The organism is Corynebacterium mendelii, assembly GCF_017307055.1.
Taxonomy (GTDB): domain Bacteria; phylum Actinomycetota; class Actinomycetes; order Mycobacteriales; family Mycobacteriaceae; genus Corynebacterium; species Corynebacterium mendelii.
On the sequence record NZ_JAFLEQ010000018.1, the window covers coordinates 28958 to 40811 of the forward strand.

The 11854-nt window shown below is 60.3% G+C and carries 11 protein-coding genes; 8 read left to right on the plus strand and 3 right to left on the minus strand.

What is annotated here, in order from left to right; genetic code table 11:
• The first annotated feature begins 44 nt into the window (after nt 1-44).
• Entirely contained in the window at nt 45-2489 is a 2445-nt protein-coding gene (locus tag JZY06_RS11950; protein ID WP_207279801.1) for a family 20 glycosylhydrolase, read from the plus strand.
• A gap of 129 nt (nt 2490-2618) precedes the next feature.
• Here JZY06_RS11950 and JZY06_RS11955 read toward each other — a convergent pair whose 3' ends face one another.
• Nucleotides 2619-3572, minus strand: coding sequence for an L-lactate dehydrogenase (locus JZY06_RS11955; RefSeq protein WP_207279802.1), 954 nt, complete (start codon nt 3570-3572; stop codon nt 2619-2621).
• A 425-nt stretch (nt 3573-3997) separates the two neighbouring features.
• Here JZY06_RS11955 and JZY06_RS11960 point away from each other — a divergent pair, with 425 nt between their 5' ends.
• Nucleotides 3998-4669: an HAD family hydrolase gene (locus JZY06_RS11960; protein ID WP_207279803.1), complete on the plus strand. Its 672-nt coding sequence runs from the start codon at nt 3998-4000 to the stop codon at nt 4667-4669.
• A 48-nt stretch (nt 4670-4717) separates the two neighbouring features.
• Here JZY06_RS11960 and msrA read toward each other — a convergent pair whose 3' ends face one another.
• Nucleotides 4718-5386, minus strand: a complete 669-nt coding sequence (msrA, locus tag JZY06_RS11965) for a peptide-methionine (S)-S-oxide reductase MsrA (protein WP_207279804.1) — start codon at nt 5384-5386, stop codon at nt 4718-4720.
• 390 nt (nt 5387-5776) lie between these two features.
• Between msrA and JZY06_RS11970 the strand changes: the two genes are divergently transcribed.
• From JZY06_RS11970 to JZY06_RS11980, 3 genes are all read left to right on the plus strand, one after another.
• The gene (locus JZY06_RS11970; protein ID WP_207279805.1) at nt 5777-6379 is read left to right on the plus strand and encodes a superoxide dismutase; all 603 of its coding nucleotides are present in this window, start codon (nt 5777-5779) and stop codon (nt 6377-6379) included.
• Between the two features lie 186 nt (nt 6380-6565).
• Nucleotides 6566-6919 (plus strand): hypothetical protein, encoded by a 354-nt coding sequence (locus JZY06_RS11975; protein ID WP_207279806.1) that lies wholly within the window; start codon nt 6566-6568, stop codon nt 6917-6919.
• A gap of 255 nt (nt 6920-7174) precedes the next feature.
• Entirely contained in the window at nt 7175-8422 is a 1248-nt protein-coding gene (locus JZY06_RS11980) for an MFS transporter (protein WP_207279807.1), read from the plus strand.
• 56 nt (nt 8423-8478) lie between these two features.
• Here JZY06_RS11980 and JZY06_RS11985 read toward each other — a convergent pair whose 3' ends face one another.
• The gene (locus JZY06_RS11985) at nt 8479-10032 is read right to left on the minus strand and encodes a ribonuclease H-like domain-containing protein (protein ID WP_207279808.1); all 1554 of its coding nucleotides are present in this window, start codon (nt 10030-10032) and stop codon (nt 8479-8481) included.
• Between the two features lie 120 nt (nt 10033-10152).
• Here JZY06_RS11985 and JZY06_RS11990 point away from each other — a divergent pair, with 120 nt between their 5' ends.
• The 3 genes from JZY06_RS11990 (at nt 10153) to JZY06_RS12000 (ending at nt 11627) form a co-directional block, all read left to right on the plus strand.
• Complete coding sequence (locus tag JZY06_RS11990) at nt 10153-10797, plus strand: DUF6474 family protein (protein WP_207279809.1); 645 nt, start codon at nt 10153-10155, stop codon at nt 10795-10797.
• Nucleotides 10798-10839: 42 nt separating this feature from the next.
• The gene (locus JZY06_RS11995) at nt 10840-11154 is read left to right on the plus strand and encodes a hypothetical protein (RefSeq protein ID WP_207279810.1); all 315 of its coding nucleotides are present in this window, start codon (nt 10840-10842) and stop codon (nt 11152-11154) included.
• Nucleotides 11155-11291: 137 nt separating this feature from the next.
• Nucleotides 11292-11627 (plus strand): histone-like nucleoid-structuring protein Lsr2, encoded by a 336-nt coding sequence (locus tag JZY06_RS12000; RefSeq protein ID WP_207279811.1) that lies wholly within the window; start codon nt 11292-11294, stop codon nt 11625-11627.
• Nucleotides 11628-11854: the final 227 nt, after the last annotated feature.

An 11854-nucleotide genomic window follows, 5' to 3' on the forward strand; every position in this document is an offset into this window, starting at 1 on the left:
TATTTTTCCAACATCCACAGTTTTCCCGGAAGGCCTTCTGCTCCATGCGACTGCGACACATCATTGCCGCTTTTTCCTGTGCTGCAGCGGTAGCTGCCGTTCCCTCGGTTGGCTTGGCCAACCCCGTCACTGACCTTGACAACCACACAATCATTCCCACCCCGGCACACATCAGTTCAGCTGCGGGTTCACCATTCACACTCAAACCGACCGATTGCATCTCGTCGAACGAGTCGGGCGACCCTGCAGCCCAGCTTCTTGCTGCAACGCTGCGCACAAGTACCCGGGGAGATTTCCCGGTGGAACAACACGGTGGGAAAAACTGCCGAATCACCATCACCGCACCGCCCGCCACAGGTGGCTCCCCGGAAGAGAACTACACCCTGAAAGTCGACAGCGGCAGCATCCGCATCGTCGGCGGTGGCCCTGTCGGGGCGGTTTGGGGTGTACAGAGCCTTCTTCACCTTTTCGGACCGGCGGCGGCCGCACCGGTGGAAATCAAACAAACCATCTCGGCCAATCCGGTGGACATTACCGATGAACCGCGTTTCGCCTGGCGGGGACTTCTTCTCGACCCGGTGAGGAATTTCTGGCCTGTTGACGAAGTTGAGTCACTGATCGACTCAATGTCGTCGTTGAAAATGAACGTGCTCCACATGCATCTGACCGATGATCAGGCCTGGCGCATCGACATCACCGGACAAGACACAGAACACGGAATCAATTTTTCAGATCTGATCAAATACTCCGGCAACGGAGCCACAGCCGAAAAACTCACCCGCTTCACTGACCAGGTGGGGCGGGCCGGATGGTACAGCCAGAACGATTACCGGCGAATTGTCGACTATGCGGCGCGCCACGGTATCCGTGTGGTCCCAGAGGTTGATGGCCCGGGCCACGCTAACGCAGCGCTCCACGCCATCGAAGCGCTCAATGGCGAGAAAAGCTACTTACCTCCCGACCCCGAGACAGGAAGAGCACCACAGTACGGGAACTACACCGAAAAATTCACCACCCTGGATCCCGACCTGGAGGCCACGTACGCCTTCCACAAAACCGTCATCAGCCAGCTCACAGAACTCAGCGACACTCCAACGACCCGGAAAATGGGTCTCACCCCCGACTTTTTCCACATCGGTGGTGATGAGAACAACTCCATCAGCGACGCCGACTACGCACACTACATGGGGCGGATTGATGAGATTGCCAAGAACAACAATCTGACCCCCATCTACTGGGGTGATGCCGCCGGGAAGAACATTCATCTGCCCCATGCTGTTATCCAACCATGGGCACAGGGTTCACGTGCACATGCTGTGGCAACCAAGGCACTCACTGTTGAACCGACCCTGAAGCTTCTGGCTTCCCCCGCAGAATACGTCTACTTCCCAACCCGACCTGTCGTGTCCCAGCAAGGTGAAAACATTGTTGGCCCGGTCTACGGCCGGTGCGGGGACGCCCCAGCGTGTGGAACAAAACACTATTTCGACTGGGATCCGGGCAAGCTTTACAAAGTCGATGATGACCGGATACTGGGTGTAGAAGGAGCGCTCTGGGCAGAAACAACACGAAACCGCGGAGACATGGAATTCCTTCTTTTCCCGAGAATGGCCAGCACCGCGGATGTGGGATGGGCTGCTGCGGGAAACCGTGGCTGGGACAGCTTCGCTGCGGCACTGGCCAACCACGTGCAGTTGCTTCTTCTTCACGGCAAGAATTTCGCGATCGATCCCGAGGCACCCGCCGGCACCTATGCCGGAGTCTTCTACCCTGCGCCTGATCCAATGCTTGCCGCAACAGACAGCGCCCACCGAGTCCTCCTGGGGTATCTTGCAACAACTGCAGTCACGGACCCGGATCAGATTCACCTCACCGCGACAGCCATCTCACGATCCACGGGAGATACCACCACAGTCCCACTGAGCTACCGGATGGACGAAACCTTCCACGCCACGGACAAAGACCAGGCGACAGGGCGCAGAATGAACAGCCTCATCCACGTCTACGGGGATTTCACCGCTGTCAGCGATCCTGACATCACGATATCCGTCGGCGGTACCGCCCCGTATTTCACTGCGGATGCTCCTAAAGAGTTGTCGTGGCGCTTGCGGACACCTCCGGCTGATCCGGCACCGGTGGCCCCACTGACCGGACGCGAAGGCGAAAAACTGTCCGCTGTAGCAATTCCTGCAACTCCCGGCGGGGTGTGGAGCTGGGATAAACCGGACACGATCCTGGTCCGGGGCGACAACCAAGTGTTAGCAACATTCACCCCGGATGACACCAACACCTACTCCCCGGTGACCCGCGTCCTTTTGGTGAAAGTGGATGAGCAAGCTCCTGCCAAGACATCCCAACCAGACCGGAGAAGCGACACGGATAACGGCTCCACGCCACTGTCCAGCCCCATTCCCGTCATCATCGCTCTCCTGCTTGCATTGGCCGGGGCTTTTGCCGCTGCAATGCCGTATCTTCGGCTGCCACAGTAGCGCCTAATCCAGACAAAGCCCGGCCACCAGCCTCATTGATGCATGCGGCCGGGCTATCGACGTGGTTAGGTCTATCCCGCAGCACGAACAATGCTCATCAGCGGGACAGTGAGCACCATTGACGATGTTCTACTCGGCGGGGAAGAATTTCTCCTGGACTTCCCGCAGAGTGTCGGCGGAGTGCTTGAAGCGCTGCTGCTCGTGCTCGGTCAGCTCCAGCTCCACCACGCGGCGGATGCCCTTGCGGTTGACGATCGCGGGAGTGCCGATGTAGATGTTTTCTTCGCCGTATTCGCCGCGCAGCAGAGCCGAGATCGGCAGGGCCACATCCTGGTTCTGGATGATTGCGCGGGTAATGCGGGCAAGCCCCATGCCGATGCCGTAGGAGGTTGATCCCTTGGCGTCGATAATCGAGTAGGCGGCATCCCTGGTCTGCTCGAAAATGTTCTCGAGTTTTTCTTCCAGTGCCGGATCTTTTTCCAGCTGCTTGCGCATCGACACACCGGCGATGGTGGCCGAGGAGAGCACGGGAAGCTCGGTGTCACCGTGCTCGCCGATAATGTAGGCGTGCACCGAGGTCGGGGCCACTTCGTAGAGTTCCCCGAGCATGTAGCGGAAACGGGCCGAGTCCAGCACAGTGCCCGAACCGAGCACCCGGTGCGCCGGCAGGCCGGAGTACTTCCATACCGCGTAGGTGAGAATATCGACCGGGTTGGAGGCCACCAGGAAAATACCGTCGAAACCGTTGTCCATGACCTGGTCGACGATTCCCTTGAGAATGTGCATGTTTTTGTCAACCAGCTGCAGGCGGGTCTCCCCCGGCTTCTGTGCGGCACCGGCGCACAGAACAACCATGGCCGCATCCTCGCAGTCGGCGTAGGTGCCCTTGGTGACTTTGGTGCGGGAACGCGCCCACACCACACCGTGGTTGAGGTCCATGACATTGCCCTCGAGTTTTTTCTCGTCGATGTCGATAATCGCGAGATGGTCACAGAACCCCTGGTTGACGAGGCTGAAGGCGTAGGCGACCCCGACGTCACCCGCACCGATCAACACAATCTTGTTGCCTGCACTGACCTTCATGAGAAAACCGACCTTCCTTCATCCGGGATCGTTGCTGTGTTCTCCCGGCTCGTTGAAACCGACACCTCCATTATGTCCGTTTATGTGGTTTCCGCTAGTGCAGCAGGCACAGGAAGGCAAATAATCGCTCATTTCCGCTCACTGCCGCACGGCGGCGCAAGCGTTGGCCGGGAGCCGGTGTGCAAGCCGCGGGGGTAGCCCGGCGGCCATGTATTTCCTGTTTTCCGACGGGACAACAGGTCAGGGGATGCGTGCGGCAGCAGGACAGGACTACTGCGCACCACTACCGAAAATAATCACGGATACATGCCCACCCACACCAAAACGGACACAATCCCACATTTTTGTGTTGGTTCAGTGATTGTTTCATCGATGCCGGCCGATCGGAGCTGACTTGTTATCCTGTCTGCGTGACATGCACCACAGTGCTCTTTGATCTTGACGGAACCCTGGTCGACCACCACTGTGCGGCCGTGGCCGCCGCCGGGGACTTCATCCGGCAGTACGCGCGGCATGATCCCGCCGATCACGGCGGAGAAGATCCCGTGGCGAGGTGGATGCGGCTGGAAGAGGTTCATTTCCGCCGCTATGAACATGGCGAGATCACCCACACACAGCAGCGCCGGGAGCGCATCAGGGATTTCTTCGGTACACCGGGGATCGATGATGGCCGGGCCGATGAACTCTTCGGCCACTTTTTGGACTTCTACCGGTCACGGTGGACCGCTTTCCCTGATGCGGCTGACGCACTCAACCGGGTCAGGGACAAGGGCCTGCGGGTGGCGATTGTGACCAACGGGGCACTGGCCCTGCAGAAAATGAAACTGGAACGCACCGGTCTTTTCACTGGCGACCTGATGATGTTCTGCTCCGCAGAGATCGGGTGCGCCAAACCGGATCCGGGCATCTACCGGCATGTCCTTGACCATCTTGACTGCCGCGCATCCGAGGCACTGATGGTCGGCGACAATCTGGCCAACGATGTCCATGCCGCCCGGCGGGCGGGGCTGCAGGCCATCTGGCTTGCCCGGTACAGCCGGACCGGCAACACAACCGGTGAGCCGTTTATCCGCAGTCTTGCCGATCTGCCGGTGTGAGACAGCCGGTAAAAAAGCTCTCGGGACTTCTGTCCTGCGGCACCGGCTCTACTCCGGACCGCAGCCGATCCCGGTTCCGTGGTGCGGGCAGTATCCGCCCGGGTTTTTGTGCAGATACTGCTGGTGTTCATCTTCCGCCCGGTAGTAGGTTCCGGCAGGTGTATCCGCCAGCGGCATGATTTCGGTGGTCACAGGCCCGAAACCGTGCCCGGCCAGGACCTTGCCGTAGGCGTCGACGAGTGTTTTCACAGTCTCCGCCTGCTGCCGGGCATCATCGCCGACAGTGTAGAACGCCGACCGGTACTGGGTCCCGACATCGTTTCCCTGCCGGTTTTTCTGGGTGGGGTCATGGTTTTCCAGCGCAATGCGCACCAGTTCTTCCAGGGTGATTTCCGCCGGATCGTAGACGACTTCGACGCACTCTGTGTGCCCGGTTCGGCCGGTGCACGATTCCCGGTAGGTCGGATTCGGGGTGTATCCGCCGGCAAAGCCCACGGAAGTCGACACCACACCCGGGGTGGTCCAAAAAAGTTTTTCCGCACCCCAGTAGCAGCCCATGGCCACAATCAGACAGCGCTGGTGCTCCTCCCACGGGCCGGTGATGGGGGTGCCCAACACAGCATGCGGGCGGGGATGGGCAAGCACCGGGTGCCGCCCGCCCTTCAGCGCAGTGTCGTGCGTTACGGCTTGAGTTTCTTTCCCGAACAGCCAGCCCATGATCTGTCCTTTCTTGTCGTGGTGACGGCAATGAAATCGGTTTCTTTAAAAACAGTCAACGCCACCGGCCGCGTTTTCATTTCCCGCACCAAACGCCAACGGGTCCGGCAGGTGGCTGTCCGGGGCAGGCACCGGGGCCACCACCGCCGTGGACCGGGGCAGGGCACAGAAAAAGGGACCGCAGGCGCACACACCGTAGAAAAAAGTACGTCTAAGCCAACATTTCTATACGCTCAACCGGCTTTATAACAATTTCCGTGGTTTTTAGTTCTTTCCTTCAATTGTCCCTATAGTGGGCGGTTACTGGGCACACGGCGTGATCTCTGACACAAACAGAGGTTGCCGGTTGTGCCCCATCAACAATCATCAATCGAAAGGACATCCACTACCATGGCCGTCTACGAACTCCCCGATCTTCCCTACGACTACGACGCTCTTGAGCCGCATATCTCCGGCGAGATCATGCGTATCCACCACGACAAGCACCATGCCGGCTACGTCAAGGGTGCCAATGCTGCTCTGGCGGCCCTGGAAAAGGCCCGCGACAACGACACCATCGGTGACGAAGTGGCTGCACTGTCGCGCACCCTGGCGTTCAACCTGGGCGGACACACCAACCACTCGATCTTCTGGCAGAACCTCTCCCCCAACGGTGGCGGAAAGCCGGAAGGCGAACTGCTGGCAGCCATCGAGCGTGACTTCGGTTCCTTCGAGAAATTCAAGGCCCACTTCTCTGCCGCAGCTTTGGGGCTGATGGGCTCCGGTTGGGCCGTGCTCGGCTACGACCACATTGCCGGCCGCCTGGTTATCGAGCAGCTCTACGATCAGCAGGGCAATATCTCCGCCAACCTGACCCCGCTGCTCATGCTGGATATGTGGGAGCACGCCTTCTACCTGCAGTACAAAAACGTCAAGGCCGACTATGTCGACGCCGTGTGGAACGTCTTCAACTGGGATGACGTCGCCGAGCGTTTGGCCGCAGCCGCCCAGTAGCATCACCGGCACAGCTTTTCCCGGACACCGCGCCCACACATTGTGCGCGGTGTCTTTTTTATTGCTCATCCACCTCACCCGGCCTCTTGGCCCGCCGACCCGGCACAAATCCCACTGGTAGAGTTGGCTTTCAATTCCGCCCACCACCCCGCCACCACGCCGGGGATGTCCCCAAGGAGAACCACAATGAAACGTTTCGCTTTGCTTGCGGCCGCCACAGCCGTCACCGCCACATCCCTGGTGGCGCCTGTCGCCTCCGCGGAAGAAAACACCCTCGACTGCACCAAGTTCAGCGCGGATTTTAAAGCCAACAACCCCGAAGAGATCACCGCCAAGGACTACGCCGACCAGTACCGGGATGCGATCTTGAAGAAACTGGGCAAGTCCTACGGCGAGTTGACCAGGGAACAGAAACGACAGCTGCGCGCACAGGTTGACGCGGTGGTCAAAGCGGGACAGGCCTGCTCGGTATTCAAGGAAGAAGACCGCAGCTCCAGCGCGACAGGATCATTCTCGCTGTCGTCGGCTATTTCCAGCTAAACCGGCTGCCGCCCCCGGCTTTTTTGGGGGGAAGCGCCCTGATCCTTACAGTTATTTCACCGACCCGCCCGCCGCCCGGATAATCCGGTGGCGGGCGGGTCGCCGTGCTTATTGTCCCGGGGACTGCCCCCGCGGTGAGCACCGTCGTGCAGTGTCCGCCGCCCGGGGCCGGTGGGTGGTTCGGCTTACCCCCGCCCCCCGGTGCCGTTGATCTGCTATTTTACCGATCGCTGACAGGCGTGCACCATAGTGGTTATGACAAGCACCACAGATGACGATGCCGTCGGCGGCGATGGTCTTCCCGGTGGTCTGGTGCGCGGCCAGCGTGACTATTCCCGCGCTGTTGTGGCGATGCTCGCCACCGGTCTGGCGTCGTTCAACGCCCTCTACTGCACCCAGTCCATGCTGCCGACACTGGTGGACTCGTTGGGGATCAGCCCGACCACAGCGGCCTTGACGGTCTCGGCGACAACGGGAGCCATGGCTGTATGCATTGTCCCGGCGTCGATCCTGTCCGAACGGTTCGGCCGCGGCCGGGTGCTGACCATTTCCGCTGTCGCTGCCGTACTGATCGGCCTGCTGCTCCCCTTCGCCCCCACCGCGGAGATACTCATTGCCCTGCGGGCGGTCCAGGGGGTGGCCATCGCCGGTGTTCCGGCTGTCGCCATGACCTGGCTGGCGGAGGAAATCCATCCCGATCACCTGTCCCGGGCGATGGGTGTCTATATCGCCGGAAACTCCGTCGGCGGATTGCTGGGCCGTCTGATTCCCTCCGGTGTGCTCGAGATCGCCTCCTGGCGGTGGGCGTTGGGGGCCGATATTGCTGTGGCCGGTCTTTTTGCCATCGCCATGGTGGTGCTGCTGCCGCAGCAGAAACAGTTCCGGGCGAAAAGCCTGAGTTTTTCCCACGAGTTCCACGCCATGACCGGGCACTGGAAAAACCCGCGGCTGGCAGCATTGTTTATCACCGGCTTTTTGTCGATGGGGGCGTTTGTGTCCCTGTACAACTACGTCGGTTTCCGCATGATCGATGTGTTCGGCCTGTCAGAGGGCCTGGTCGGGGCGATCTTTTTGCTGTACCTGTCGGGAACCTGGTCGTCGGCGAAAGCCGGTGCTCTGGTGGCCCGCTTCGGCCCGGGAACCGTCCTGGTGGCCATGACAGTTGCGTCACTGGTTGGTTTGGGGCTGGTTGTCTCATCGTCACTGGTGGTGATGGTGGCGGGCATCCTGGTGTTCACCGCCGCGTTTTTTGCCGTCCACTCCACGGCCTCCGGATGGATCGGACGGTTGGCCACCCACGACCGGGCGGAAGCATCCTCGGTTTATTTGTTCTGCTACTACATGGGTTCATCCGTGGTGGGCTGGTTGTCCGGTGGTGTGCTCCACCGCTTCGGATGGTCCGGGCTGGTGGTGTGGCTGATGCTGCTGGTGGCTGCCCTGCTGGTGCTGTCGGTGGCGATGATGGTCGACCGCAGAAAACGCAAGGGAACCGGGCGGGGATAGGTGTGCGCCAACCCGGCCCCCGGCGGGTGGGGGTGCAACCGCCGGGGCATCCGGTGCTAGAGGGCGGTAATCGACGGGGTGTCAGCCGCCCCGGCGGCCAGCCAGTGGCGCACCGCCCGGGTGGCCCGGGTATCGCCTTCGTTGTAGTCGAGAAGTATCTGCCGTGCCCGGGTGGCACAGACCTCACCATCGGTGACAAAGCCGCGGGCAATCCGGTAGTAGTGCAGGGACACCTCCCCGTCGATGTCGTCATCGGGCCAGGTGAAACCGGCCACCGGTGCCACATGTTTCAGCCCCAGCCCGAACGGGCCGAACAGGTTGTTTTTCACTGTCGCAAACACGTCGATCCACACCCCGGAGGAGATGAACTCACGGACTTCCCTTTCGGTCGGGGCGATATTGCCGCCGGGGCTTTCATACCCGCCGAAACGGCGGGCGCAGCTTAAAAGCCAATGGTTTTCCCCGCCGGCCGCATAGCAGTGCACCGCCACTGTTTGTCCCGCCTGCCGCGCGGCGGCCACAGTGGAGCGGATGTGGTGGAAAAAATCGGCGAAGGCCCCCGCTTCGGCATCCCCGCCCAAACCGTCCCAGGTGGTGTAGGAGTGGTAGGTCGTCCCGTCGAACACCCCCCACAGGTAGGCGCCCCGGTCCAAAAATGATTCGACGTCGATATCCAGTTCCACATCGTGAAGCACCGGCGGGGTGAAGGTTTTTTTGCGCACCACCGGGATACCGGCCTGGTAGGCCCGGGCCAGCGCCGCGGTCTGGCCGGAAAGACCCGCCAGGGCGCTGACAGTGTCAATCCCCTTGTCTTTCAGTGCCCTGGCCTTGTCGCCCGGCAGGAACAGCGAAATATCGTCGCTGTCTTTCAGCTGCTTTTCGCAGTCGAACCAGAACCGGCAGCCGGCACATTGTTTGATCCGGTGCGGTGACAGCTGCGCCTTCTGGGCCACAGCCTTGGCCAGTGGCCGGTGGTAGTGGCAGGCATCGACAAAAAACACCCGGCTGCGGTCCTGGCCGACGCATCCGGCCGTCCCGGAGGACAACCCCACCTCCGCCAGACCCAGATCGGCCAGGGCTATCCGGTAGCCGTCGATGGGATGGTGGCGCAGACGGTAGTGGCCGGTCACGGCTGTGGCCAGACCCAGCCGTGAAGTCCCCACCACGGGGAGGGTTGATTTCCTGGCGGGTTCAGCCACCCGGTGCTGGCTGATGATCACCGGACAATAGCTGCCATCGGGTTGTGCCACCAGCACATCGGGGTGGACCCGCATCACGGTTCCGGCGACTGTCGGTGTCAGGACCGCACCGGTGATCAGCGTCGGGGCGTGCGCCAGGGCCTCCAGTGTCATGGCCTCGGCGGCGAACAACTCATCGTCACCGGACCGGCTGGTGGTCGGCGGGATATCGATACGGGTGAATTTAACCTTATCGCCGATGGCCGCCGCCCGGGGAAGCATCGCCAGGACCGCAGCCAACGCCGCGTCGGCGCGCTGGCTGCGTCTGAGCGACCGGTTGGTCGGCCCCACATCGGGAAAGCGGCGGCGCTGCCGGAGTTTGTACCGGCAGCCCACCAAATCCTTCGCCGTGGCCGGTTTGATTGCTTCCACAAGATTTCAAGCCTAGCGGGCGGCAACCGGTAAGGTGGGTACCTGGTACCGCTGCGACGGCACTGTCAGCCGCCGCAGGAACAACACGTCACTGACCAATCGAACACACCGGGTGAACCCATGGGAATTTTTTCTACGATCCGCTCCTCACGCGCACGCACGAAGGCCCAAGTCAAAGCCGCCAAACAGCGCGCCAAAACAGAGGTGAAAGAAGAAAAGAAACTGGCGCTGCGCCGTTCCAGGCTTCTGGCCAAAGAGAAAAAGAACATGGAGAAATCCCAGTTGAAAAATCTCAAGGCCAAACAAAAGCACGAAAAGCGCATGGCCAAGCAAACCTACAAACAGCTCAAAGCCGGCAGTTTCAACGCCAAAAACGTCAAACGCTACACCGGTGCGGCGCGCCTGCTGGCGCCGGTTGTTCTGCCGCTGATCTACCGCGCGGTCACCTGGAGCCGGGAACAGCTGCTGAAAAAGAAAGCACGCAATTTCGGGGTGTCTTCTTCGGATTTGGCCCGTTTCACCGGCTTCGGGGCCCCGATCAAAGCCCGTATCGAAGCGGTGCGCCGCAGCCTTGATGACGCGCCTTTGCCGGCGGGGCTGAAAAAAGACATCACCAACCGGCTGGACACCTTATTCACCGCCGCCGACAATGCCGAGCACATGGACAACGACCAGCGGCAGCGTATCCACCATTCCATCAATTCCGATCTGGACCATGTCACCGGCCAGATTCATTCCCGGCTGGACAAAGACAACCTCCGCTAGAAAAACACCTCACCGGCAGGGCGCACAAAAAACAACGACCATATGCCACTGCCCGGGCGGCAGGTGAGTGTTTTTCCTGTCTTTTTCCGCAAACCCGCACGGATCCGTTCTTTTGTGCCCTGGGCAGACATGCCGCAGGCACACGGACCCGGCGGGTTTTTCGCTGTGCCCGCTTTTTCTCCCACCCCGCCGGGCGTGGCACGCCACCGGGCATGCCGGGTGACATTGTTTTCTCACGGGTTTATCGGGTTTTTAAAACTGCCGGTTGAATTTTTTTTAAGGAAAATCATTGGCGGTCGGAAAACAACTGTTTTTGAATCTCTTTTTTCAAAAGAACCGCCGCGCTTTATCCACTAAACACGCTCTAGTTGTTTTTTTGGCTGCCGGACTCTAGCATGACGCATAACGGACCGAATGGAAAACACGACGGCCCTTTTTTAAGATGCAAAACAAATAGATTAGGGATCACATCCCTTTTTCAAAGGAGAATGCCCATGGCTCGCCGCAACATCACCCAGTACTTCGATGATTTGGATGACACCCCGCTGAACGAGGAAAAGCTCAATGTGGTGCATTTTTCCCTCGACGGCACCGATTATGTTCTGGACCTGTCGGAAAGCAATGCCGCTAAAGTCCGGGAAGCATTCCAGCCTTTCATCAGCGCCGGACGCAAAGCCGAATCATCGCGCAAGAAGCGTTCGGGCACCACGAAAAATCCGGACTTAAACCGCAAGATCCGTGAATGGGCGAAAGGCCAGGGCTACACCATCGCCGAGCGCGGGCGTATTCCGCAGGAAATCATCGACGCCTACAACGGGGCGCACGCTTAAAACCCGATTCCCCGCGGGGCGCGGATGAAAAGGTCCACCTGTTTTTTCTCGCCGCACACCCCGGGGCCGGTGGACCACACAGCGCACACCACCGCCCCCTCCCCCTCCCCGCCGCGTCACGCAGGTTTTTTTAAAAAAAACAATCCTGCCGACTGTGTGTCACCGCCTTATCCCCCGCCCGGCGGGGCCGGGGGCGGGGACACTGCTTTTTCCATCATCTGTGGCCG

Coding starts and splice junctions, on each gene's coding strand:
- JZY06_RS11955 (WP_207279802.1), bottom strand. CDS start 3,572: ATGAAGGTCAGTGCAGGCAACAAGATTGTGTTGATCGGTGCGGGTGAC.
- JZY06_RS11990 (WP_207279809.1), top strand. CDS start 10,153: ATGGGAATTTTTTCTACGATCCGCTCCTCACGCGCACGCACGAAGGCC.
- JZY06_RS12000 (WP_207279811.1), top strand. CDS start 11,292: ATGGCTCGCCGCAACATCACCCAGTACTTCGATGATTTGGATGACACC.
- JZY06_RS11950 (WP_207279801.1), top strand. CDS start 45: ATGCGACTGCGACACATCATTGCCGCTTTTTCCTGTGCTGCAGCGGTA.
- JZY06_RS11980 (WP_207279807.1), top strand. CDS start 7,175: ATGACAAGCACCACAGATGACGATGCCGTCGGCGGCGATGGTCTTCCC.
- JZY06_RS11970 (WP_207279805.1), top strand. CDS start 5,777: ATGGCCGTCTACGAACTCCCCGATCTTCCCTACGACTACGACGCTCTT.
- msrA (WP_207279804.1), bottom strand. CDS start 5,386: ATGGGCTGGCTGTTCGGGAAAGAAACTCAAGCCGTAACGCACGACACT.
- JZY06_RS11995 (WP_207279810.1), top strand. CDS start 10,840: ATGCCACTGCCCGGGCGGCAGGTGAGTGTTTTTCCTGTCTTTTTCCGC.
- JZY06_RS11975 (WP_207279806.1), top strand. CDS start 6,566: ATGAAACGTTTCGCTTTGCTTGCGGCCGCCACAGCCGTCACCGCCACA.